21 protein-coding genes are annotated in these 19,612 nt (G+C 68.9%); 11 read left to right on the top strand and 10 right to left on the bottom strand.

Going from position 1 to position 19,612, the window contains the following annotated elements:
- Nucleotides 1-16 precede the first annotated feature (16 nt).
- The 6 genes from ACSVDM_RS14835 to serS all read right to left on the bottom strand — a co-directional run bounded on the left by ACSVDM_RS14835 (nt 17) and on the right by serS (nt 6,161).
- A complete protein-coding gene (locus ACSVDM_RS14835; RefSeq protein ID WP_439265548.1) occupies nt 17-1,018 on the bottom strand; it encodes a DMT family transporter in 1,002 nt (333 codons plus the stop codon).
- Between the two features lie 42 nt (nt 1,019-1,060).
- Nucleotides 1,061-2,329, bottom strand: coding sequence for an MFS transporter (locus tag ACSVDM_RS14830; RefSeq protein WP_439265546.1), 1,269 nt, complete (start codon nt 2,327-2,329; stop codon nt 1,061-1,063).
- A 99-nt stretch (nt 2,330-2,428) separates the two neighbouring features.
- Entirely contained in the window at nt 2,429-2,689 is a 261-nt protein-coding gene (locus ACSVDM_RS14825; RefSeq protein WP_067495331.1) for a Txe/YoeB family addiction module toxin, read from the bottom strand.
- The gene (locus ACSVDM_RS14820) at nt 2,686-2,979 is read right to left on the bottom strand and encodes a type II toxin-antitoxin system Phd/YefM family antitoxin (protein ID WP_378667695.1); all 294 of its coding nucleotides are present in this window, start codon (nt 2,977-2,979) and stop codon (nt 2,686-2,688) included. The genes ACSVDM_RS14825 and ACSVDM_RS14820 overlap by 4 nt, the downstream gene beginning before the upstream one ends.
- A gap of 29 nt (nt 2,980-3,008) precedes the next feature.
- Nucleotides 3,009-4,826, bottom strand: coding sequence for a putative bifunctional diguanylate cyclase/phosphodiesterase (locus tag ACSVDM_RS14815; RefSeq protein WP_439265543.1), 1,818 nt, complete (start codon nt 4,824-4,826; stop codon nt 3,009-3,011).
- Between the two features lie 78 nt (nt 4,827-4,904).
- Nucleotides 4,905-6,161, bottom strand: coding sequence for a serine--tRNA ligase (serS, locus tag ACSVDM_RS14810; protein WP_067644185.1), 1,257 nt, complete (start codon nt 6,159-6,161; stop codon nt 4,905-4,907).
- 80 nt (nt 6,162-6,241) lie between these two features.
- Here serS and ACSVDM_RS14805 point away from each other — a divergent pair, with 80 nt between their 5' ends.
- From ACSVDM_RS14805 to ACSVDM_RS14780, 6 genes are all read left to right on the top strand, one after another.
- A complete protein-coding gene (locus ACSVDM_RS14805; RefSeq protein ID WP_439265541.1) occupies nt 6,242-7,939 on the top strand; it encodes an aldehyde dehydrogenase family protein in 1,698 nt (565 codons plus the stop codon).
- Nucleotides 7,940-7,980: 41 nt separating this feature from the next.
- Nucleotides 7,981-9,045 carry a septum formation family protein gene (locus tag ACSVDM_RS14800; protein ID WP_181700181.1) on the top strand — a complete coding sequence of 355 codons (1,065 nt, stop codon included), beginning with the start codon at nt 7,981-7,983 and terminating at the stop codon, nt 9,043-9,045.
- Nucleotides 9,042-9,392, top strand: a complete 351-nt coding sequence (locus ACSVDM_RS14795) for a metallopeptidase family protein (RefSeq protein ID WP_067495311.1) — start codon at nt 9,042-9,044, stop codon at nt 9,390-9,392. Before ACSVDM_RS14800 ends, ACSVDM_RS14795 begins: the two co-directional genes overlap by 4 nt.
- A gap of 110 nt (nt 9,393-9,502) precedes the next feature.
- A complete protein-coding gene (locus tag ACSVDM_RS14790; RefSeq protein ID WP_439265538.1) occupies nt 9,503-9,814 on the top strand; it encodes a PE family protein in 312 nt (103 codons plus the stop codon).
- Nucleotides 9,815-9,856: 42 nt separating this feature from the next.
- Nucleotides 9,857-10,984, top strand: a complete 1,128-nt coding sequence (locus tag ACSVDM_RS14785; RefSeq protein WP_181700177.1) for a PPE domain-containing protein — start codon at nt 9,857-9,859, stop codon at nt 10,982-10,984.
- Nucleotides 10,981-11,811, top strand: a complete 831-nt coding sequence (locus tag ACSVDM_RS14780) for an ESX secretion-associated protein EspG (protein WP_439265536.1) — start codon at nt 10,981-10,983, stop codon at nt 11,809-11,811. The genes ACSVDM_RS14785 and ACSVDM_RS14780 overlap by 4 nt, the downstream gene beginning before the upstream one ends.
- Here the strand turns inward: ACSVDM_RS14780 and ACSVDM_RS14775 are convergent.
- Genes ACSVDM_RS14775 through ACSVDM_RS14765 form a run of 3 tightly spaced genes read right to left on the bottom strand, consistent with a single transcriptional unit; the run spans nt 11,808 to nt 13,844 of the window.
- The gene (locus ACSVDM_RS14775) at nt 11,808-12,476 is read right to left on the bottom strand and encodes a histidine phosphatase family protein (RefSeq protein ID WP_439265534.1); all 669 of its coding nucleotides are present in this window, start codon (nt 12,474-12,476) and stop codon (nt 11,808-11,810) included. The two genes, ACSVDM_RS14780 and ACSVDM_RS14775, sit on opposite strands and share 4 nt — an antisense overlap.
- The gene (gene pheA / locus ACSVDM_RS14770; RefSeq protein ID WP_181700171.1) at nt 12,473-13,387 is read right to left on the bottom strand and encodes a prephenate dehydratase; all 915 of its coding nucleotides are present in this window, start codon (nt 13,385-13,387) and stop codon (nt 12,473-12,475) included. The genes ACSVDM_RS14775 and pheA overlap by 4 nt, the downstream gene beginning before the upstream one ends.
- A 40-nt stretch (nt 13,388-13,427) precedes the next feature.
- Nucleotides 13,428-13,844, bottom strand: coding sequence for a hypothetical protein (locus ACSVDM_RS14765; RefSeq protein WP_181700169.1), 417 nt, complete (start codon nt 13,842-13,844; stop codon nt 13,428-13,430).
- A 108-nt stretch (nt 13,845-13,952) separates the two neighbouring features.
- Here ACSVDM_RS14765 and ACSVDM_RS14760 point away from each other — a divergent pair, with 108 nt between their 5' ends.
- The 5 genes from ACSVDM_RS14760 to ACSVDM_RS14740 all read left to right on the top strand — a co-directional run bounded on the left by ACSVDM_RS14760 (nt 13,953) and on the right by ACSVDM_RS14740 (nt 18,289).
- Nucleotides 13,953-14,714, top strand: a complete 762-nt coding sequence (locus tag ACSVDM_RS14760) for a DUF2470 domain-containing protein (protein WP_439265532.1) — start codon at nt 13,953-13,955, stop codon at nt 14,712-14,714.
- Between the two features lie 60 nt (nt 14,715-14,774).
- On the top strand, nt 14,775-15,551 hold the full coding sequence (locus ACSVDM_RS14755) for a CPBP family intramembrane glutamic endopeptidase (protein ID WP_439265530.1): 777 nt from the start codon (nt 14,775-14,777) through the stop codon (nt 15,549-15,551).
- A gap of 111 nt (nt 15,552-15,662) precedes the next feature.
- Nucleotides 15,663-17,117, top strand: a complete 1,455-nt coding sequence (locus ACSVDM_RS14750) for an LCP family protein (protein ID WP_439265528.1) — start codon at nt 15,663-15,665, stop codon at nt 17,115-17,117.
- 9 nt (nt 17,118-17,126) lie between these two features.
- Entirely contained in the window at nt 17,127-17,654 is a 528-nt protein-coding gene (locus ACSVDM_RS14745) for a ferritin (RefSeq protein ID WP_439265526.1), read from the top strand.
- 86 nt (nt 17,655-17,740) lie between these two features.
- Nucleotides 17,741-18,289, top strand: coding sequence for a ferritin (locus tag ACSVDM_RS14740; protein ID WP_181698155.1), 549 nt, complete (start codon nt 17,741-17,743; stop codon nt 18,287-18,289).
- A 259-nt stretch (nt 18,290-18,548) separates the two neighbouring features.
- Here the strand turns inward: ACSVDM_RS14740 and ACSVDM_RS14735 are convergent, their stop codons facing one another.
- Nucleotides 18,549-19,469: a DUF5926 family protein gene (locus ACSVDM_RS14735; RefSeq protein WP_439265524.1), complete on the bottom strand. Its 921-nt coding sequence runs from the start codon at nt 19,467-19,469 to the stop codon at nt 18,549-18,551.
- Between the last annotated feature and the right edge of the window lie 143 nt (nt 19,470-19,612).

Here is a 19,612-nt window from a genome sequence, read left to right as displayed (position 1 = left end):
TTGGCGGGCCGTGGTGTCAGCTGCGCGGATTCTCCGGCGGTGACGATGCGGCGCGGCTCGCCATGATCACCGCGATCAGGACGATCGCGCAGCTCAGGAGGGCCGAGGGCGCCAGGCGGCCGTCGGCGGTGTCGAGCAGGAGGGCGGCGACGAGTTGGCCTGCTACCGAGGTGAGGCCGAGGAGGAGGACGCCGATCATGCTGACGGTGATCGCGGCCAGGGCGATGAAGGCTACGCCGATCAGGCCGCCGAGATAGAGCCAGGGGGTGGTGGGGAATTGGGTGGGGAGGCCCTCGGTGAGGAGGGTGTAGGTGTCGAAGAGGCAGAGGGCGATCAGGCCGACGGTGAAGTTGACGAGGGTGGCGGGGAAGGGGCCGCCGACTGCGCCGACGCGGCCGTTGACCGCCTGCTGCCAGGCCAGGCCGATGCCCGCGAGGGCAGGTAGGGCGATGAGCAGGTAGTCGGGGACACCGGTGTCGGCGGGGGCGGGGGCGTCGCGGCCGCTCGCCGCGAGGACGACACCGATGATGCCGAGGCCGGCGGCCAGCACCCGCCACCAGGTGATCGGTGTCCGGCCGTTCGGTGCGAGACCTACCCGGTCGACGACGAGGCTGCTGAGGAGTTGGCCTGCGACGACGGCGACGGTGAAGGCGGTGACGCCGATGGCGGCGATGGTGAGGCCCTGGCTTGCGACGAAGAACGCACCGCACACGCCGCCCAGGAGGTACCAGGGGCGCAGGCTGCCGTCAGTCGTGGCGGTGCGGACCGAGCCGAGGCCCGATCGCAGGGTCGGGCTGACGGCGAAGGCGATCAGCAGGGCCAGCAGGCCGATTCCGAAACTGATCGTGGCGGCTGCGACACCGTCGCCGAGTTCCGCTCCGAGTGCCCCGTTGATCCGTCCCTGCACCGCGACACCGCCGCCGATGCTGAACCCGAAGATCGCTCCGAGACCGTTGCGCCCGACCACTCCGCCCTTTCCGCCGTCGTAGCTTTCGACACTACCGATGCGCGAACCCACCGCGGCTCGGTGGCGATCCGTACTCGACCGGGTTGCCAACGATCACTTCCGTCCCGGCAACCAACTCGGAGCGACCAGCCCGGCCGCCAACAACACCACTCCCAACCCGGCGATCGCCACCGACATCGAAACCCACTGTGTAGCAGCGGCAACAACACCGAAGACCGCCAACGCCACCACCTCCGACAGCAAGCCGACCACCGAGGTGACCGTTGCCCGGGCGCGCCCTTCGATCGCATCCTGCAGGCGCGCGCCGGCGACGACCTCGGCATTGAAGTCGATCCCGTACGCCACGGCGATCCCGAGGAATCCGATCCACAGCAGTCCGGCGCCGACAGCCAACGCACCGGCGATGAACAGGATTCCCGCGACGAACAGGGCGACTCCGACCAGCCGTGCGGGCGCGGACTCGGTGCGCCCCGCCAACAGCGAACCGGCCAGCGAACCCGCGACGGTCACGCCGACGAGCAAGGCGGAGATGGCGGGCGAGGCACCACCGGAAACAGCGAGCAGGCCGAAGTATTCGTCGAAAGCGGTGACGCCGTAGAGAAGTGCGCCGAGCAGCACACCGCGACGCACTCGTCGCACATGCATCGACTCGGCGATCCCGGTCCGCAGCATCGCCACATAGCGCTCGCGTGCCGGTCGATCCGCCTCGACAACGCCCGGTGGTGCGGTGACTCCGGGAGGCGGCGTCGGGTCGTCTTCCAGCGCATCGACTTCCGTGGCCGAAATGGCCACCGGTGCCCGCGGCAGTGCCAGCGCGGTGACGGTGTGGACGACACCGACGCCGACGCTCACCCAGCCGACCAGGCCGTACCCACCCCACGCGAAAAGCGGTGCGGCCGCGACGATCGCGATGAGAACAGTCGACTCCTGCGCTGCCCGACCCCAGCCCATGATGCGCGCGTACTGGGCGGTTTCCCCTCGCGCCACCAGGTCGTCGTAGATCAACGCCTCGAACGTGCCCGATTCCAGCGCACCGGCGATCCCCCACACGACGAATCCCACCGCGAACCCGGCGAACGAGGGAGCGACCATCCAGATCGTAAACCCGGCTGCCTGCAACACCGCGCTGAAAACGAGCAGACCGCGCCGCGACACCGTGTCCGCCCACGCACCGGAGGGCACCTCGAGCAGGAACGCCGTCACCGACCACAGCGCGAGCAGCAACGAGATCTGCGCGGTCCCGAGCCCGTGATCAGCGAAAAGCACACCGTAGAGCGCGTAGATGGGCAGCAGATCCCGCGAGCCCTTGAACAGCACCGCGCGAACCCCGAGCCCACGCACACTGCCCGGCGCACGACTCACCGCCGCCGCCAGGCGCCTACACAGCGAGAAAGGTCAACAGCCGTAGATGAGCATCCGCATGCGTCCATCGTTCGCCACCGCCAACCACCCGTCAAGCAGTTATTCGTAGTGATGACGGCACGACAAGATCCGGATCACACCGCCGTCGACCCGATAGACCAACCGATGTTCCTGCGTGATCCGGCGCGACCACCAGCCCGAAAGACTGTGCAGCAGTGGCTCCGGCTTGCCGATCCCATCGGCTTGACCATTGGTCGCGATGTCGTCCAACAGGCGGTTGATCTTGCGAGCGGCAGCACGGTCATTGGCGACTGTCCAGACATAGTCCGCCCAGGCTTCGGAGAAGAACTCCAGCTTCACGCGACACCGGCCGAGTCACCGGTTGCATCGCCATCCGGGACTTCGATGCGCGCCTGCGGAGCGAAGCCACCCGCCGCGAACTCTTCCAGCCCGCGTTGCAGGTGCCGCGCATTGGCGGGAGTGCCTAGTAGATGCGCGGTTTCCTTGAGCGCCTCGTACTCCCGTAGCGAAACGACGACGGCCGCGTCGTGCCCCGCGCGGGTGACGACGACCTCTTCGAGGTCGTCGGTGGCGGCGTCCAGCACACTCGCCAATGTCGCGCGGGCTTCGGTGTAGCTGATCTGCCTCATGAAGTCACTGTACAGGAATTCTGTACAGATCAGCCGAGGGGGATCCAGCCGTTGGCGGCGAGGGAATCGTCGTCGTCGGAGTGGGGGGCGTTGAGGTCGTTGATGAGGTCGGAGACCGGGTGGGAGTCGCTGTAGTGGTAGCCCTGGGCCAGGGCGAAGCCGAGTTCGGTGAGGACGGCGGCCTGGTATTCGGTTTCCACGCCCTCGGCGATCACCTGCAGGTCGAGGGACTTGCTGAGGGCGGCGATGACGCCGAGCAGGGGTGGGGCGGGGGAATCGGAGCGGATGGCGGCTACGAAGGACTGGTCGACCTTGAGGATGTCGCTGGGGATGGTGGCCAGGCGGCTCAGTGAGGAGTAGCCGGTGCCGAAGTCGTCGATGGCGATGCGCACGCCTCGGTCGCGCAGGGTGTGCAGGTTGGCGATGGCTGTCTGGGATTCGGCGGCCAGTTCGCTTTCGGTCACCTCGAGCACGAGTTGGTCGGCGGGCCAACCGGTGTCGTTGAGGATGGTGGCGACCCGTTCGGCGTAGTCGGTTTCGGCCAGTTCCAGGCCGGAGACGTTCACGTTCAGGGTCAGGTTCAGGGAGGCGAAGCTCTCCTGCAGGCGGGCGGCGTCGGCGCAGGCGCGGCGCAACACGAGTTCGTCCAGGTCGGAGATGAGGTCGTATTCCTCGGCGACCCGGATGAGGCCCTCGGTGGTGACCTCGGGCTGCGCGTTGGACGACCAGCGCAGCAACGCTTCGACACCGACGGCCTGACCGCCGTCCTCGGTGAGGCTGACGATCGGCTGGTAGTGCACGTCGAGGGCGCCGCTGTCGATGGCCTCGCGCAGCTCGACCGCGAGCGGCAACTGCCGCGACGATTCGAGCACCGTGCGGTTGCGCCCGGCCTGCTTGGCCCGGTACAGCCCCACATCGGCACGGCTGATCAGCAGCGACCCCGACTCGCCCGGCTGCCACGACGTGACACCGGCCGAACAGCCCATGGTCACCGCCGCCCGCAGCTGTTCGGTGAGCAGGATCGCGGCCTGCTCGGTGGTACCGGGCAGCAGCAGCGCGAAGACGTCGCCACCGAAGCGGGCGAGCACCTGGTCGGGGGCGAGCAGGTCGAGCCAGGTGTCGGCCACGCGCTGTAGAACGGCGTCGCCGGCGCGGTGACCGAGGTGGTCGTTGATCTTCTGGAAGCGGTCGAGGTCGACCAGCACCAGCGACAGGCCCTGCCCGCCGCGTCCGGCCGCGTCGATCGCCGGATTGAGCTGCTTTTCGAAACCGCGCCGGTTGAGCAGGCCGGTGAGTACGTCGATGTCGGCGTCGGACGCCATGCGGGTGAGGATGCCGACCACCACCCCGGCCCCGAAGGTGACCCCGGCCGGGATCAGGCCCGACCACCACGGCAGCCCGCGATCGGGCAGCACCCACAGGCACAGCACCATCGCGAGGCCGATGTGCGCGGCGGCCTGTGGCCAGGCGAAGAACAGTGCCGCGTCGCAGGCGATGAAGACATAGAACGACGCGAGCGTGATACCGCCGACCAGGTTCGGGAACGAATGCACCGCGATGGTGACCAGCACGGTCGCGGTCGCCAGGTAGAGGTGGTGCAGCGCGTGCGGCATGCGCGGACCCCAGGCCAGCAGCGTCAGACCGAGCAGCAGCGCGACCGCGGCGGCGGTGCCGACCAGCAGTCTGTTGCCGTCGTCGCCCGGCGCGATGGCAGTGATGGTCAGGCCGAGGACACCGCCGAGAACGTAGAACGCCCCCGTTGTCCTGGCCATGACTTTTGCCGTCGCCAACGCCGATGCCGCCCGCACCCGGGTTCGGGTATCGCCGCGCGCCCCGATTCCTCGCACGAGCACCAGCCTAGATGTTGTTCGGTTCCGATGTTTGCCACATCACACAAATGCCTGACCAGCAAACAGTGGAAAGCTCTACGGTGTCAAAACGTCGGTACCGACGAACGGCACCAGCGCCTCGGGCACCCGGACCGAACCGTCGGCCTGCTGGTGGTTCTCGAGGATCGCCACGATCCAGCGGGTGGTCGCGAGCGTGCCGTTCAAGGTAGCCGCGATCTGGGCTTTTCCGTTCTCGTCGCGGTAGCGGACCGAGAGCCTGCGCGCCTGGAAGGTCGTGCAGTTGGAGGTGGAGGTGAGCTCGCGGTAGGTCTGCTGGGTGGGCACCCACGCCTCGCAGTCGAACTTGCGCGCGGCCGAGCTGCCGAGGTCGCCCGCGGCCACGTCGATCACCCGGTAGGGCACGTCGATCGCGGCGAGCATCTCGCGTTCCCAGGCGAGCAGGCGCTGGTGCTCTTCGGCGGCCTGGTCGGGGGTGGTGTAGACGAACATCTCCACCTTGTCGAACTGGTGCACCCGGATGATGCCCCTGGTGTCCTTGCCGTAGCTGCCCGCCTCGCGACGGAAGCACGACGACCAGCCCGCGTACCGCTTCGGGCCCGCGCTCAGGTCGAGGATCTCGTCGGCGTGGAAGCCCGCCAGTGGCACCTCCGAGGTGCCGACCAGGTACAGGTCGTCGTCGGCGAGGTGGTAGACCTCGTCGGAGTGCTGACCCAGGAAGCCGGTACCGGCCATGATCTCCGGCCGGACGAGCACCGGCGGGATCATCATGGTGAAACCGTTGGCCACCGCCCGCTGCGCGGCCAGCTGCAGCAGACCGAGCTGCAGCAGCGCGCCGTGCCCGGTGAGGAAGTAGAACCGCGAACCCGACACCTTGGCGCCGCGCTCCATGTCCAGCAGCCCGAGCGACTCACCGAGCTCCAGGTGGTCCTTCGGCTCGAAGTCGAATTGCGGTGGGGTGCCCACGGTTTCGAGCACGACGTAGTCGTCCTCGCCGCCCGCCGGCGCGCCTTCCTGCACGACATTGGAGATGGCGCGATGCGCGGCGTCGAGATCGGCGTCGGCCGCGCTCTGGGCGTGCTCGGCCTCTTTGACCTTCGCCGACATGTCGGTGGCGGCGGCCAGCAGCGCGGGACGTTCTTCCTTGCTCGCCTTGCCGATCACCTTGCCCATGGCCTTGTGCTCGGCGCGCAGGGAGTCGGCGGTGGCGACGGCGGCGCGGCGAGCCGCGTCGGCTTCGAGCAGGGCGTCGACGAGCGCGGGGTCCTCACCGCGGGCCCGCTGCGAGGCACGGACGGCTTCCGGGTTCTCGCGCAGGAATCGGAGGTCGATCATGAGAAAACAGCCTAGTTGTTTACGCGATCCTCAGAATTTCGGCCTATGCCAACGTGCCCGGGCGGGGGCATAGTTGCGGGGTGAGTACCACTTTCGACACCGCCGTCATCGATACCGCGCTCGACGATCTCACCGAGGGGGCGAAAACCTGGGCCGCGACCGATCTGCGCCGCCGCCGCGAGCTGCTCGACGAGCTGCACGCGCTCACCGCCCGCGACGCCGAGTCGTGGGTGGCCGCGGCCAGGACCATCAAGAAACTCGACGCCGACAGCCCCCTGCTCGGTGAGGAGTGGATGTCGGGCCCGATGACGCTGCTGGCGGGCGCCAAGGCACTGAGCGAGTCGCTGGCGGCGCTCGAGCGTGGCGCCAGCCCGATCGACGGCGTCGACCTCGGTACCGCGCCCGGTGGCCGGGTGAGCGTGCCCGCGCTGCCACACGGCTTCTACGACTGGCTGCTGCTCAACGGGTTCAGCGCCGAGGTGTGGTTGCGTCCCGGTGTCGACGCGGCCACCGCGCGGCGCAAAGCCGGTCTGGCCCAGCGTGATCCGAAGCAGACCAACGGTGTCGGCGCGGTGCTCGGCGCGGGCAACATCATGTCCATCGCGCCGCTGGACACCCTCTACGAGCTCTACGCCAACAACCGGGTGGTCGCGCTCAAGCTCAACCCGATCACCGATCCGCTGCTGCCGGTGTTCCAGGCGGTGTTCGCGCCGTTCATCGAGCTCGGCGTGGTACGCATCCTCACCGGCGGCGCGCCCGAGGGCGGTTACCTGGTGAACCATCCGAAGGTCGACCACGTGCACATGACCGGCGGCGCGCCGACCCACGACGCGATCGTCTGGGGCGTCGGCGAGGACGCGCAGCGCCGCAAGCAGGCCGGGGAGCCCGCGCTGACCAAGCCGATCACCAGCGAACTCGGCGGCGTGGCGCCGTGCATCATCGTGCCGGGCAAGTGGAGCAAGGCCGACCTGAAGTTCCAGGCCGAGCACGTGGCGACGATGCGCCTGCACAACGGCGGCTACAACTGTGTGGCCGCGCAGACGGTCGTGCTCAGCGCCGATTGGGACCAGAAGGATCAGTTCCTCACCGAACTGCGCGCCGCCATCGACAACGCCCCCGTCCGCACCGCCTACTACCCCGGCAGCGACACCCGCGTCGAGGGCGCGCTGACCAGCTACCCCGACGCCGGGCGCGCCAACGGCCGCGTCCTCGTCGAGAACCTGCCGATGACCGGCACCCCACTGCTGCGCACCGAGTACTTCTCCCCCGTCCTCGGCGTGGTCGAACTGCCCGGCACGGGCGCGGAATTCCTCGACAAGGCGGTCGATTTCGCCAACGACGAGCTGATGGGCACCCTCGGCGCCAATCTGCTCGCGCATCCGGCGACCATCAGCGAACTCGGCGACGCCTTCGACACGGCCGTGGCGAACCTGCGCTACGGCACCGTCGCGATCAACTCGTGGACCGGTCTGGCGTTCCTGACGCCACGTGCGAGCTGGGGCGCTTTCCCCGGGCACACCATCGACGACATCCAGAGCGGCATCGGCGTCGTCCACAACGCCTTCCTGCTCGACGACGTCGAACGCACGGTGGTGCGCGGACCGTTCCGCCCGGCGCCCCGATCGCTGTTCGCGGGCGAATTCGCCACCACCCCGAAACCGCCGTGGTTCGTCGCCAACAAGACCGCCGCGGCCACCGGTCGCAAGCTCACCGGCTTCTACGGTGACGGCAAGCTGCGCAGACTGCCCGGCATCTTCGTCTCGGCCCTGCGCGGCTGAGCCCGCCCGCCGCGCCGATCGGCTCCCATACAATCGCCGTCGTGTCCGATCATCAGAGCGACCCGGCCGAGAAAACCGCTGAACGCGGCGCCGGTCCGCTGCATCTGTCGGCGACGAAACTGCGGTGGGGACTGCTGATCGGCGCGCTCGGCGCGGTGCTCGCGGCGCTGGTCACGATGACGGTGACCGGTTTCGAATCCGACAAGGTGGAGGCACACCAGCCCGGCGCCGCGCCCGTGGTCAGGGACAAGGAGTTCAGCAGCGCCAACGAGGGCGACTGCCTGACCTGGGGCAAGCCCGACCGCAGCGACCTGCTGAAGGTGAACTGCGCCGACCAGCACCTGTTCGAGGTGGCCGGTGTCGTCGACTTGAAGGCCTACCCGGGTCGCGAGTTCGGCGACGGCACCCGGCACCCGGACTCGTTGCGGATGACCGAGCTGCGCGACGAGCACTGCGTGCCCGCGGTGCAGCGCTACCTCGGTGGGCGGTTCGATCCGCGCGGCAAGTTCATGGTGAACGTGATGTCGCCGAGCCCGGCGGGCTGGCAGCACGGTGACCGCACGCTGCGCTGCGGTCTGCAGGTGGCCGCCACGTCGACCAGTCCGGCCTCGACCGGTTCGGCGACCCAGGGCGACCAGTCGAAGGTGCATGCCGTCGGCACCTGCCTCGGCATCAACCAGAACCTGCCGACCGATCCGGTGGACTGCGCGCAACCGCACGCGGTCGAGATCGTCGGCAACGTCGACCTGGGGAAGAATTTCACCGGTGGACCGCCCTCGGAGGCCGATCAGGACAAGTTCGTCGAGGCCGAATGCAATCGGTTGTCCACCGAGTACCTCGGCAGCCCCGACGCGATCCGCAACAAGACGCTCACGCTGTTCTTCGATTATCTGGAACCGACCAGTTGGCTCGCGGGCAGCCGCCAACTCGACTGCTGGCTCGGAAAGGGCGCCGACCGTGAGGGTTTCGCGCCGATCGTCGGTTCGGCGCGCGGGGAAATCCTGATCGACGGACAGGCTCCGGTTCCGCCGCCCAACACCGGCCGCTCCACACCGGCCCCGCTGCCGGGCGCCGCACCGCTGCCGCCGCAGCCACAACCGCGATGACCGAACGGATGTCGCCCGACCGGTTCGAGGAACTGGTCGGCGACGCGCTCGACCTCATCCCACCCGAGCTCACCGGGGCGATCGACAACGTCGTGGTGCTGGTGGAGGCGCGTAATGACGAGGAGCCCTCGCTGCTCGGTCTGTACCACGGCGTCGCCCTCACCGAACGCGACAGTTACTACGCGGGTTCGCTTCCCGATACCGTAACCATCTATCGGGAGGCTATTCTCGACATCTGTAGCAGTGACGACGAGGTGGTCGAGGAAGTCGCGATCACCGTGATCCACGAAATAGCACACTATTTCGGGATTGACGACGACCGGCTACATGAGCTGGGATGGGGCTAGCGAAGTTGGGTGGGGAAATCGATGGAACCGAACGACCCGCTCTCGCGTCCTATCACTCGTAGGGGGAATTCTCGTGGTTCCCGTTAGTCGCCACTAGAAGGAGTCGGGTCATGGTTGGACACGTTCTCGTCACACCGGAAATCATCCTCGCCGCGGCTGCCGAGCTGGATCTGCTGGCCGAGCGGCTCGCGGCAGCGGCCGCCCTTGCCGGGCCGACCACGCACGTGCTGCCTTCGGGCGCCGAAGAGGTCTCGCTGCTGGCGGCTGGACACTTCAACCGCGCCGCGGCTACACACGACGGCGCCATCGCCCAGGGCATTCTCGAGCTGCACCACGCGGCCGCAACCCTGCGCTCGCAGTTGGTCACCCACATCGGCGAGGACATTGCCGGCGCGGCAACGATCAACGCCGTCCAGGTGTAACCCGAACCCGCCGACGATCATTCATTCAGGGGAGAAACAAGTATGACCGCAGGGATCACCGGGGTCTTCTGGCTGCCGCGCATGGCCGAAGTCAACTCGACCACACTCAACGCGGGCGCGCATGCCGTCCCGATCTCGGCTGCCGCCACCTCCTGGGGCACCCTTGCTGCCGCCTGGGGCGACGCCGCCTTCACCGTCACCCGCGTGATCGCCGAGGTCGGCGTCGGTCTGCAGGGCCTCAACGGTCTGGCCGTGCTCGGCCGGCTCGCGCCGTTCCTGCACTGGACCGGGCAGCAGAGCGTGATGGCCGCGACCATGAGCGCCAAGGCCGCCGCCAACGCCACCGCCTACACGGTCGCCTCGATCGCCATGCCGAGCCTGCCCGAGATCGCCGCGACCAACGCGGCGGTCGCGGCTTCGGCCAACCCGCCCGGCGTCGTGTCGGGCGCGTTCGAGGTGGCCGAGGTCGCCCGGCACGCGATGGATATTCGCGCAGCGCTGGTGATGGAGACCTACGAGGCCGCCACTACTGCCACCGTCACCACCCCCGGTGAGTTCGCCATGCCGCCCGCCATCGCCAGCGGCGCCGGTTCGGCCGCCCAGGGCGAGTTCGGCGGCGGCGATCCGCTGCAGACCGCCGTGGCCGCCGCGCAGGCCTTCGTGTCCAACCCCGGCGTCGTCAGCGCGGCCACCCAGGCCGCGAACGTCGCGGGCAGCGTCGTGTCCGGTGGTGTCGGTACGGTCGGCAACATCGGTGCCACCGCGCTGTCGGCGGCCACCTCGACCGTTCCCGCCGCCGCCGGTGTCGCGCCCGCGATGGCCGCCGGAGCCGGAGCCGCCGCCATGGGTGGAATGTCCACCGCGTCGGCGAGCCTCGGTGGGGTGTCGCTCGGTGGCAACGGGCTGAAGCTGCCCGAAGGCTGGGGTGCCCCGTCGTCGAGCGCTCCCGCGGCCGCGCCGGTCGGCGAGACCGTTGTCACCCGCTCGGAGGCCGCGCCCGTGCGTAACTCCCAACCGGCCGCGAACCCGCTGCTCGGCAACCGCGCCAAGGGCGAGGACGACGAGGAACACGACGCGAACGACTACGGGCGCTCCGACGAGGCGTTCACCGATGGCCGCTATGTCGCCGAGGGAGTGATCGGCGCCGATCTCACCGGATCGGCCAAGTGACGGTGCTCGGCGGGGGCGGCGGCGGATCGCTGCTCGAGGCGGTGGTGCTCTCGCTCGACGAGATGCAGTTCCTGCTCGAGCAGCTGCAGTTCGACGAGATGCCCGTGGTGCTCGACGCCATGGGCCGCTACGACCATGTCTCGGCGCACGACGCGGCCATGGAGGCAGCCGAAAAGCTGCTCACCGAACGGGAATTGCTGTTCGGTGACGTGGTGGTACCCGAACTCGCCGAGCGCTTGCGGGTGCTCTACCGGCCGCAGTGGATCATCGCGCTGCGGTGGGTGGTCGCCGGCCAGGTGAACCGGTTCTGTCTGGCGCAGGGCGACGACCGCGCGGTCGTCGCCCTGCGCGGGCCGGACTCGTATGTCATCGACGACGCGGGTCTCGACCTGCCCGGCGCGGTGCTGCAAGCCCTCGGCACCACCGAGGCACTCGAGCTGTACGGCATGAACGCGCCGACCGAGCAACTCGCTCCGATCTTCGGCGACACCGGCGATGCCGCCGCAACCGCCGCGCGGCTCAGCGAGGTGGGCAAGCCGGCCACCGACGCGAAAACTCTCGCCTCCGCGCTGGTCGAAATCCACTCCTACGCCGAGATCGTCGGCGTGGCCTACGGCGACGGCACCCGCGACGTGCAGGACAACCACATCGCCGTGTTCAACACGCGCGCAGGACGTTTCATCATCACCGCCAGCGTCGCCGACGACGGCGTGAAGTGGTCGTCCATCGCCACCGGAACCAACGCCCGCCTCCGCACAGCGGTAGCCGACCTCATCGAATCCCTCCCGATCCGAGAGGAATTCAAGGCCACCGTCCAGGGCGCTTAACCCATCGGGTCGTCCGGGGTGGGGTCGGCCTTCACGGTGAACGGTGGGGTGAATCGGCCCCAGCGCAGGCATTCCCAGCCGCCGTCCTCGGTGGGGAGCAGCTCGATCGTCTCGGTGTTGTCGAGGTGGTTGTTGGTGGTGAACGGCGGTGCGACGCCTGCCAGTTCCTTGCCGACCAAACGCATCGCGGCGCCGTGGTTCACGACAACCACGTCGCCGTCCTCGTCGCCCTCCAGGTACTGCGCGCGGAGCTGGGCCAGGACCGGGAGGATGCGGTCGAGCACCTCACGGCCGGATTCGCCGCCGGGGGTTCGCGTGTCGAGTTCGCCGTGGTGCCAGCCGCGGTAGATCCGCTGGAACAGTTCGTGGGAGTCGCGGTCGGAGCGGCCGTGGAGTTCGCCGACCTGCACTTCGTAGAGGTCGGGCAGGACCTGGGCGGTGGTGCCCGTGGCGGCCTCGATGTAGCCCGCGGTCTGGCGGGCGCGCAGCGCCTCCGAGGCCACCAGCACCCGGGGCGGGCGGATCAGCGTGTCGCCGAATGCTTTCGCCTGTGCCACACCGCGTTCGGTGAGTGGCAGGCCGGGGACCCGAGTGTCGAGGATGCGGGCCACATTTCCCTCGGTCTCGCCGTGGCGGACCAGGATCAGCTTCGCGCGGTTTGTCATAGGTCCGCGACCCCCTTTCGCAATTGCGTCAACCATTCCGCGGCGGGTTCGTCCGACGGTGGCGGGGTGCCGACCGCCGAACAGGCGGGCCACGAGCCGAGGAAACGGATTCGGGCGGTGCGGTGCAGCGCCTTCAAGGTCTCGGCGACGGCCGGGTCGTCGATATGGCCGACGCAGTCGAGGTAGAACCGGTAGGTGCCCATGCCGGTGCGGGTGGGCCGGGATTCGATGCGGGTGAGATCGACACCGCGCGTGGCGAATTCGGCGAAGGCCCGCATGAGTGAGCCCGGTTCGTTGGGCAGTTCGAGGACGACGGAGGTGCGGTCGGCACCGGTCGCCTGCGGGGCGACACCGGGCAGGCGCACCAGCACGAAACGGGTGATGGCCTGCTCGTGGTCGGCCACACCTTGCGCGAGGGCGACGAGGCCGAGCCGTTCACCGGCGAGGGCGGTGGAGACGGCCGCGTCGGCGGTGCCCGCGACCACGTCCTCGGCGGCGGCGGCGTTGGAGGCCGAGATGAACGGTGTCGCCTCGGGCATGTTCCTGGCCACCCACTCACGCACCTGCGCGGCCGCCACCGGATAGGCCGCGAGGGTGCGCACGTCGGCGAGGGCGGTGCCGGGCCGGGCGAGGATCGTGAAGGTGACCTCGAGTTCGGTCTCGGCGACGATCTGCAGGCGCGGACCGACAGCCAGCGAGTCGAGGGTGGCGGGGATGGAGCCTTCGACCGAGCTTTCGATCGGGACGACGGCGCCCGTCACCGCACCGGAGCGGATCAGGTCGAGTGCCGCGCCCTGACTGGGCGCGGCGATGCGCTCGACGGGTTCGTCGAACGCCCCCGATTTCTCGAACTGCACCAGCGCCATCTCGGTGAAGGTTCCGGATGGCCCGAAATACGCGATACGCGGCACACAGAAAGATTAGCTGGACCGGCGGTCGGCGCGCCCCGCGTCAGGATTCGAGGACCGACACCGCCGCGCGAACCGACTGCTCATCGCCGGTTTCGATGGCGAGCAGCACGGTTCGGGTCGCCTCGATAGCGGCGGGTTTCAGTGCGGTGAGGAAGGGGAGATCGGGTGCGGCGAGGGCGGTGGGGATGTCCTCGCCGCAGAGCGCGGCGACCGTGCCCGCGATGACGGCGAGCGCGCGGGGGCCGCTCTCGGTGCGGGCGACGAAGCCGCCGTCGGCGTGGGCCACCTCGACCAGGGCGGCGGCCAGTTCCGGGTCGGGGATGTCGACGTCGACGACGCGCGTGCCGTCGGGTGTGCTGCCGAGCGGGCGGATCAAACCCGCGACGAGGCTGCGGCGCGGGGCCGACAGGCTCACCAGCACAGGTTCGCCGGGAGAGGTGGTGTCGTCGTGCGCCATCCGACCACGGTAGAGGCACGCTTTCGGCGTGTCGGCGGCGGACCTCTTGCGCGAACCCGCCGCGTAACTTAGCTTAGGGTTACCTTATTCAACGTCGCGGAGGTTGACATGTCGAGCCCCACCACGATTCTCGCGCCCACCACTGCCGAGCGCGTGCGCAGTGCGTGTCTGCGCGCGGAGACCGCGGTGCTCGCACTGCCCGGCATCGACCCCGTGCCGACCACCCTGCATCACCTGCGCCGCTGCGGTGACGCGGTGATCGCCGTTCCCGCCGACTCGCTCGCCGCCGCCCTCGCCGCCACCGCCAACGAGACCTCCGCGGTGCTCGAACTCACCGACCACGCACCCCTGCCGCTGCGCGAGCCCGTGCGCGCGCTGGTGTGGTTGCGCGGCTGGGTGCGTCAGGTGCCGCCGCACGCCCAGCGCGCGCTCGCCGTCGAAATCGCCAAGGACTTCCCGCATCCCGGCCTGCTCGACGTAGGCCACGGCGCGACTCTGCTTCGGGTGGTGGTGAACTCGGCGGTGCTCGCCGACACCTCCGGCGCCGAATCCGTCGACCACGCCGACCTGCGGGCGGCCACCGCCGACCCGTTCTGCGAGATGGAAGGTGCCTGGCTGGCCCACATGGCCGAGGACCACGCCGACCTCATCGCCCAACTCGCGCGCCACCTGCCCGCCCGCCTGCAGGGCGGCCGGGTCCACCCGCTGTCGATCGACCGCTACGGCATGACACTGCGCGTGGAGAGCATCGACGCCGATCACGATGTGCGCCTGCCCTTCTCGGTCCCCGCCGACGACGTCGAGTCGCTCAGCAAGGCCGTCCGCCTCCTCGCCGGCTGCCCCTTCCTGAACGGCCTGCGCCGCAGATAACCATCCGGACATCAAGGCTGAACGGCAGCAGGACGACATTCCCTGCCTACACTGCGCGGCATGCGCGTGGAACCTCCCGAGACCCAGCTGAGCGAACGCGAGCGGTTCGGGATCCGGGTCGAGATCGGCGTCGTACTGCTGGTGACATTCGGGCTCAGCGGGATCAGTGCGGGGCTTTCACTACTCGATTCCGCGCTGTCGCCGGGTGGGGTCGGCGGGCGGACGGTCGCGCTGAACGCGTCGCGCTCGAACAATTCGGTCATCGACCTGTTGTTCCAACTCGTCGGCATCACGCGGCTGTTGGCGTGGGCCGCGCTCGGCCTCTACCTGTTGTGGCGCAGCGGAATCGGGCCGCGCCTGGTCGGGTTGGCGCGGTTCGGCCGCACCGACGCGATCGCCGGTGTGGTGCTCGCGGCGGTGATCGGGATACCGGGGCTCGGCCTGTATCTGCTCGCCCATGCGCTCGGGGTGAGCGTGACCATCGTGCCGAACTCGATCGACGAACACTGGTGGCGGCTGCCGGTACTCATCGCGTCGGCCTGTGCGAATTCGGTCGCCGAGGAGGTGATCGTTGTCGCCTACCTCATCAGCAGGCTGCGCAAACTCGGTTGGTCGGAGAACGGTTCGCTGCTCGCCTCGGCGCTGCTGCGTGGTAGTTATCACCTGTACCAGGGCCTCGGGGGTGGGCTGGGCAATATCGTGATGGGTCTCGTCTTCGGCCGATACTGGCAGCGGACGAACCGGCTGTGGCCGCTGATCCTCGCGCACGCCCTCATCGATGCCGTCGCCTATCTCGGCTACAACGTGCTGCGCGGACGCGTCGGTTGGCTACCGTGACGGCGTGTCACCGCGCGGCGCGCTAACGGTCGGGTCGACCATGGGTATGCAGTAGTGACCGCGCACGCAAACCCAGCCCGCGCACCCCACGATCAGTAGAGTTCGACAGTGATGAACGGCGACAACCCACGCGATGATCCACGCAGGCGCCGGGTGCCGCCGCCGACCGGCCGCCCCGGCCCGCCGCCCGATGCCCGGCGACCTCCGCCCGTCCCGGGCCGGCCCGCGCCCGACGCACGGCGTCCCCCGCCCGTTCCCGGCCGCCCCGCACCCGACGCACGACGCCCTGTGCCGCCTCCGCCCGGCGCGGGCCGACCCGGCTACCCGGCACCCGACGGCCCGACCGTCCGCCACACCCCGCACGATCGTCGCCCCGCCTCGCACATCGAACCCACCCAGGTCCTGCACCGCGACGGCCGCGACAACCAACCCCTCGCGTACTCACAGGCCTCTCAGCCCCCACAGGCGCCCCCGGCTCCGCGCGAGACGAAGCCGCGCAGACGCGAACCGGTGCAGCACGCCCCGACGCAGCGACCGGTCCCCCATCACGACGCGGTCCCGCCACGCAGACGCACCCCGCCGCCCGTGGTCGGGGGTCGCGCACCACGTCCACCGCGTCCCCGCCGCAGGCGCCACCCGTTCCGCTGGTTCACGGTGGTGGTCGTCGCGCTGATCGTTGGCATGATCGCCGGTGTCATCTACCTGGACAACTCGCTGACCCGCATCCCCGCGCTCGCTTCCTACAGCGACCGGGTGGGCGACACCCCCGGCACGAACTGGCTGCTCGTCGGTTCCGACGGGCGCGGTGACCTGTCCGAGGACCAGGAAGCCGAACTGGCCACCGGTGGTGACACCGGGCCCGAACGCACCGACACGATCATGCTGGTGCACATCCCGTCGTCCGGCCCGACCACCATGGTCAGCCTGCCGCGCGACTCGTATGTGAGCATCCCCGGCCACGGCAAGGACAAGCTCAACGCCTCCTTCGCGCTCGGTGGCGCACCCCTGCTCGTACAGACCGTCGAGGTGGCCACCGGCGTGCGCATCGACCATTACGCCCAGATCGGTTTCGGTGGTTTCGCCAGTGTCGTCGACGCGCTCGGCGGTATCGAAATGTGTTTGGACCAGCCGATCGTCGACCCGCTGGCCGGTCTGGACCTGCCCGCGGGCTGTCAGGAACTCAGCGGCCCGCAGGCACTGGGTTTCGTGCGCACCCGCGCGACCCCGAACGCCGATGTGGACCGGATGAATCATCAGCGCATGTTCATGTCGGCGCTGCTGAAGAAGGCGACGAGCATGGGCACGCTCGCCAATCCGTTCGCGCTGTGGCCGATGGCGACGGGCGTGGCAGGCTCGCTGAAGGTCGACGACGGTGACCACATCTGGAACCTCGCGGCCCTCGGCTGGGCGATGCGCGGCGACACCGTGACGACCAGCGTGCCGATCGGCGGCTTCACCGATACCGATGTGGGCAATGTGCTGCTCTGGGACAAGGCCAAGGCGCCCGGCTTCTTCGACGCGCTCGCCAAGGATCAGCAGATTCCGGAGGATCTGCTCACCCGGTAACGTCGACTCATGGCCGACTTCACCGAACTCCTGCGTGACCAGATCCGCCACGGACTCACCGCGGCCCAGCAGTACCTGGCCGCCGCCGTCTACTTCGACGCGCAGCGACTCCCCCAGCTCGCCGGACAGACCTACTCACATTCCTCGCGACATCGCGCGCACGCGCTGCGCATGGTGCAGTATCTGCTCGACCGCGATGTCGCCGTGCGCGTCGGCGGGCTCGACGAGGTGCGCCCCGATTTCGATTCCCCGCGCGACGCGATCGCCTTCCTGCTCGCCCGTGAGGAGACGATCACCACCCAGATCAGTACGCTCGCGGCCACCGCCCGCGCGGCGAACGATTATCTGGGCGAACAATTCACCCAGTGGTTCCTGAAGGAGCAGGTCGACGAGATGTCGGCGCTCACCACGCTGCTCAAGGTGCTCGACCGCGACGGGAATTTGTTCGATGTGGAAGAATTCGTCCGGCGCGAACTCGCCGGAGCTGCGAAAACAGCCACAAGGATGCCGAAAATGGCGGGTGAGGGGCACATCTAGTTAGGAAATACTTGGTTAGGGAATACTGTCCTCAATAAGGCTGCACTTGGATGACAAGCCCTCTGACCAGCGCTAATGTTGCCGACATGTCGAGCAATCCGGAAACCCCGCGCAGCAAATTCCACAGCCTGCTCCAAGACCAGATCCGGCATGAGTTCAACGCCGAGCACCAGTACATCGCCATCGCGGTGTGGTTCGACAATGCCGATCTGCCACAGCTGGCCAAGCGCTTCTACGCGCAGTCCGTGGAAGAACGCAATCACGCGATGATGATCGTGCAGTATTTCCTCGACCGCGATATCAGCGTCGAAATCGCGGGTGTCGATGCGGCGAAGTCGCATTTCGACAACCCCCGCGAGCCGATCGCGCTGGCGCTGTCGCAGGAGAAGACTGTCACCGACCAGATCATCCAGCTCGCGAGCACCGCCCGCGAAGAGGGCGACTACCTCGGCGAGCAGTTCATGCAGTGGTTCCTCAAGGAGCAGGTCGAGGAAGTCGCCGCGATGAACACGCTGCTCAATATCGCCGATCGGGCCGGGTCGAACATGTTCGATCTGGAGAACTTCATCGCGCGTGAGATGAGCACTCCGTCGGATGCGTCCGGGGCGCCGTCCGCCGCGGGCGGCAGCCTGTAGGTCCAACAGCGAACGGCTTCGGCTCGCGGGCAGCGAGCCGAAGCCGTTTCGTGTGTCACCAGCCGGAGCCGGAACCGCCCGAGCCGGTGTTGGCGAGGATGGTGCCGATCACCATCTGTGCGAGACCGGCAACAGAGCCGAGAAATTCCATGATGTCCTCCGACTTTCACTGACGCCGAGCGTCGGCGTTGGGGTCAACCTAACCGACCGAACAGTGTGAAAGTGGAATGTTTCATTAATTTCATCCGCACGGAAATGTTCAGCGCAGGGTGACCTGACGCGAACGCAGACCGTCGCGCGAACGCCGTTCCTCGCTCGTCATCGGGGCGTCCGAGGCCAGCGCCTCGGCCAGGCGCGCGCCGAATTCGCGTGCGGGCGCCTCCCATTCGGTGGGGTGGTGCTCCGGATCGAGATCGAAAACCGGAACCAGCACACCGTGGGTGCGGAAGGAACCGGCGAACCGCGAACCCTCGCCCATGTGCAGGCCGCCGCCCGCGTGCACCCGCGCCAGCGCGAGCATCAGGGCGTCCTCGTCTTCCGGACGCACCCAGCGCACGTGCGCCTTCTCGCCCGCGTCGACCCACCACGCCGCGCCGACACCGTCGGCACCCAGATCCAGGCGGGCCGAAGGCATGATCGCCTGCTTGGCCTGCTCGATGGTCGCCGCCACCTGCGGGTCGGGGGTCACGCCCTCGGGCACCCACCAGTCGAAGTCCTGGTGCACGGTGAGCTCCAGGTCGGCGCCGGGATCGATGACGTCCGCCAGGCGCGGCCCGCCCTCGACGGCCTCCGGGGCCGTGAGCGACTCGCCCGGTTCGGCCGACTGCGTCCACAGGATCGCGGCGGCGATATCGGCCGACGGATCGGCGCCACGGAACTGCATCTGCGTGCCGACGAAACCGACCGGCTCGTCACCGGCGCGCACCAGGGCGGCGACCGCGCCGGGCAGCACCGTCGCCAGGGTGACCTCGCGCTGCGCGGCCACACCGGGCGCGAGCTTCAAGGTCGCGGTCGCCGACGGCACGAACTCCCGCAGCGCCACCAGATCACATTCGGCAGCAAGACCTTCGAACGGTCGCGTCACGACCGCCGATGCCTGCTCCTGCGCCGCACGCCGCTCGGCGAGACGCTGAGCCCGATTACTGTCGGGCTTAGGACTGTTCCGCTTGCTTTTACCCACGGCACGGAGTTTATGGCCGCCGATCACGTCGCGGCCCCGCGCCCCCGTTCTCGGCGCGCCTGGCGACTCTGGACTGACCGGAGGGTGCGACGAAGGAGTGCCCGGAGGGAGGGAAGAGGCGGAGTCAAGCGCCGAGAACCGCG

Source organism: Nocardia sp. JW2, from assembly GCF_051843015.1.
Lineage (GTDB): Bacteria > Actinomycetota > Actinomycetes > Mycobacteriales > Mycobacteriaceae > Nocardia > Nocardia coubleae.
This window is presented reverse-complemented; position numbering and strand designations above follow the sequence as displayed.

What these genes read in the sequence shown, in the direction of transcription:
- ACSVDM_RS14760 (WP_439265532.1), top strand. Translation starts at nt 13,953, where the DNA reads ATGTCGAGCCCCACCACGATTCTCGCGCCCACCACTGCCGAGCGCGTG.
- ACSVDM_RS14750 (WP_439265528.1), top strand. Translation starts at nt 15,663, where the DNA reads ATGAACGGCGACAACCCACGCGATGATCCACGCAGGCGCCGGGTGCCG.
- ACSVDM_RS14740 (WP_181698155.1), top strand. Translation starts at nt 17,741, where the DNA reads ATGTCGAGCAATCCGGAAACCCCGCGCAGCAAATTCCACAGCCTGCTC.
- ACSVDM_RS14755 (WP_439265530.1), top strand. Translation starts at nt 14,775, where the DNA reads ATGCGCGTGGAACCTCCCGAGACCCAGCTGAGCGAACGCGAGCGGTTC.
- serS (WP_067644185.1), bottom strand. Translation starts at nt 6,161, where the DNA reads ATGATCGACCTCCGATTCCTGCGCGAGAACCCGGAAGCCGTCCGTGCC.
- ACSVDM_RS14745 (WP_439265526.1), top strand. Translation starts at nt 17,127, where the DNA reads ATGGCCGACTTCACCGAACTCCTGCGTGACCAGATCCGCCACGGACTC.
- ACSVDM_RS14795 (WP_067495311.1), top strand. Translation starts at nt 9,042, where the DNA reads ATGACCGAACGGATGTCGCCCGACCGGTTCGAGGAACTGGTCGGCGAC.
- ACSVDM_RS14820 (WP_378667695.1), bottom strand. Translation starts at nt 2,979, where the DNA reads ATGAGGCAGATCAGCTACACCGAAGCCCGCGCGACATTGGCGAGTGTG.
- ACSVDM_RS14790 (WP_439265538.1), top strand. Translation starts at nt 9,503, where the DNA reads ATGGTTGGACACGTTCTCGTCACACCGGAAATCATCCTCGCCGCGGCT.
- ACSVDM_RS14765 (WP_181700169.1), bottom strand. Translation starts at nt 13,844, where the DNA reads ATGGCGCACGACGACACCACCTCTCCCGGCGAACCTGTGCTGGTGAGC.
- ACSVDM_RS14775 (WP_439265534.1), bottom strand. Translation starts at nt 12,476, where the DNA reads ATGACAAACCGCGCGAAGCTGATCCTGGTCCGCCACGGCGAGACCGAG.
- ACSVDM_RS14785 (WP_181700177.1), top strand. Translation starts at nt 9,857, where the DNA reads ATGACCGCAGGGATCACCGGGGTCTTCTGGCTGCCGCGCATGGCCGAA.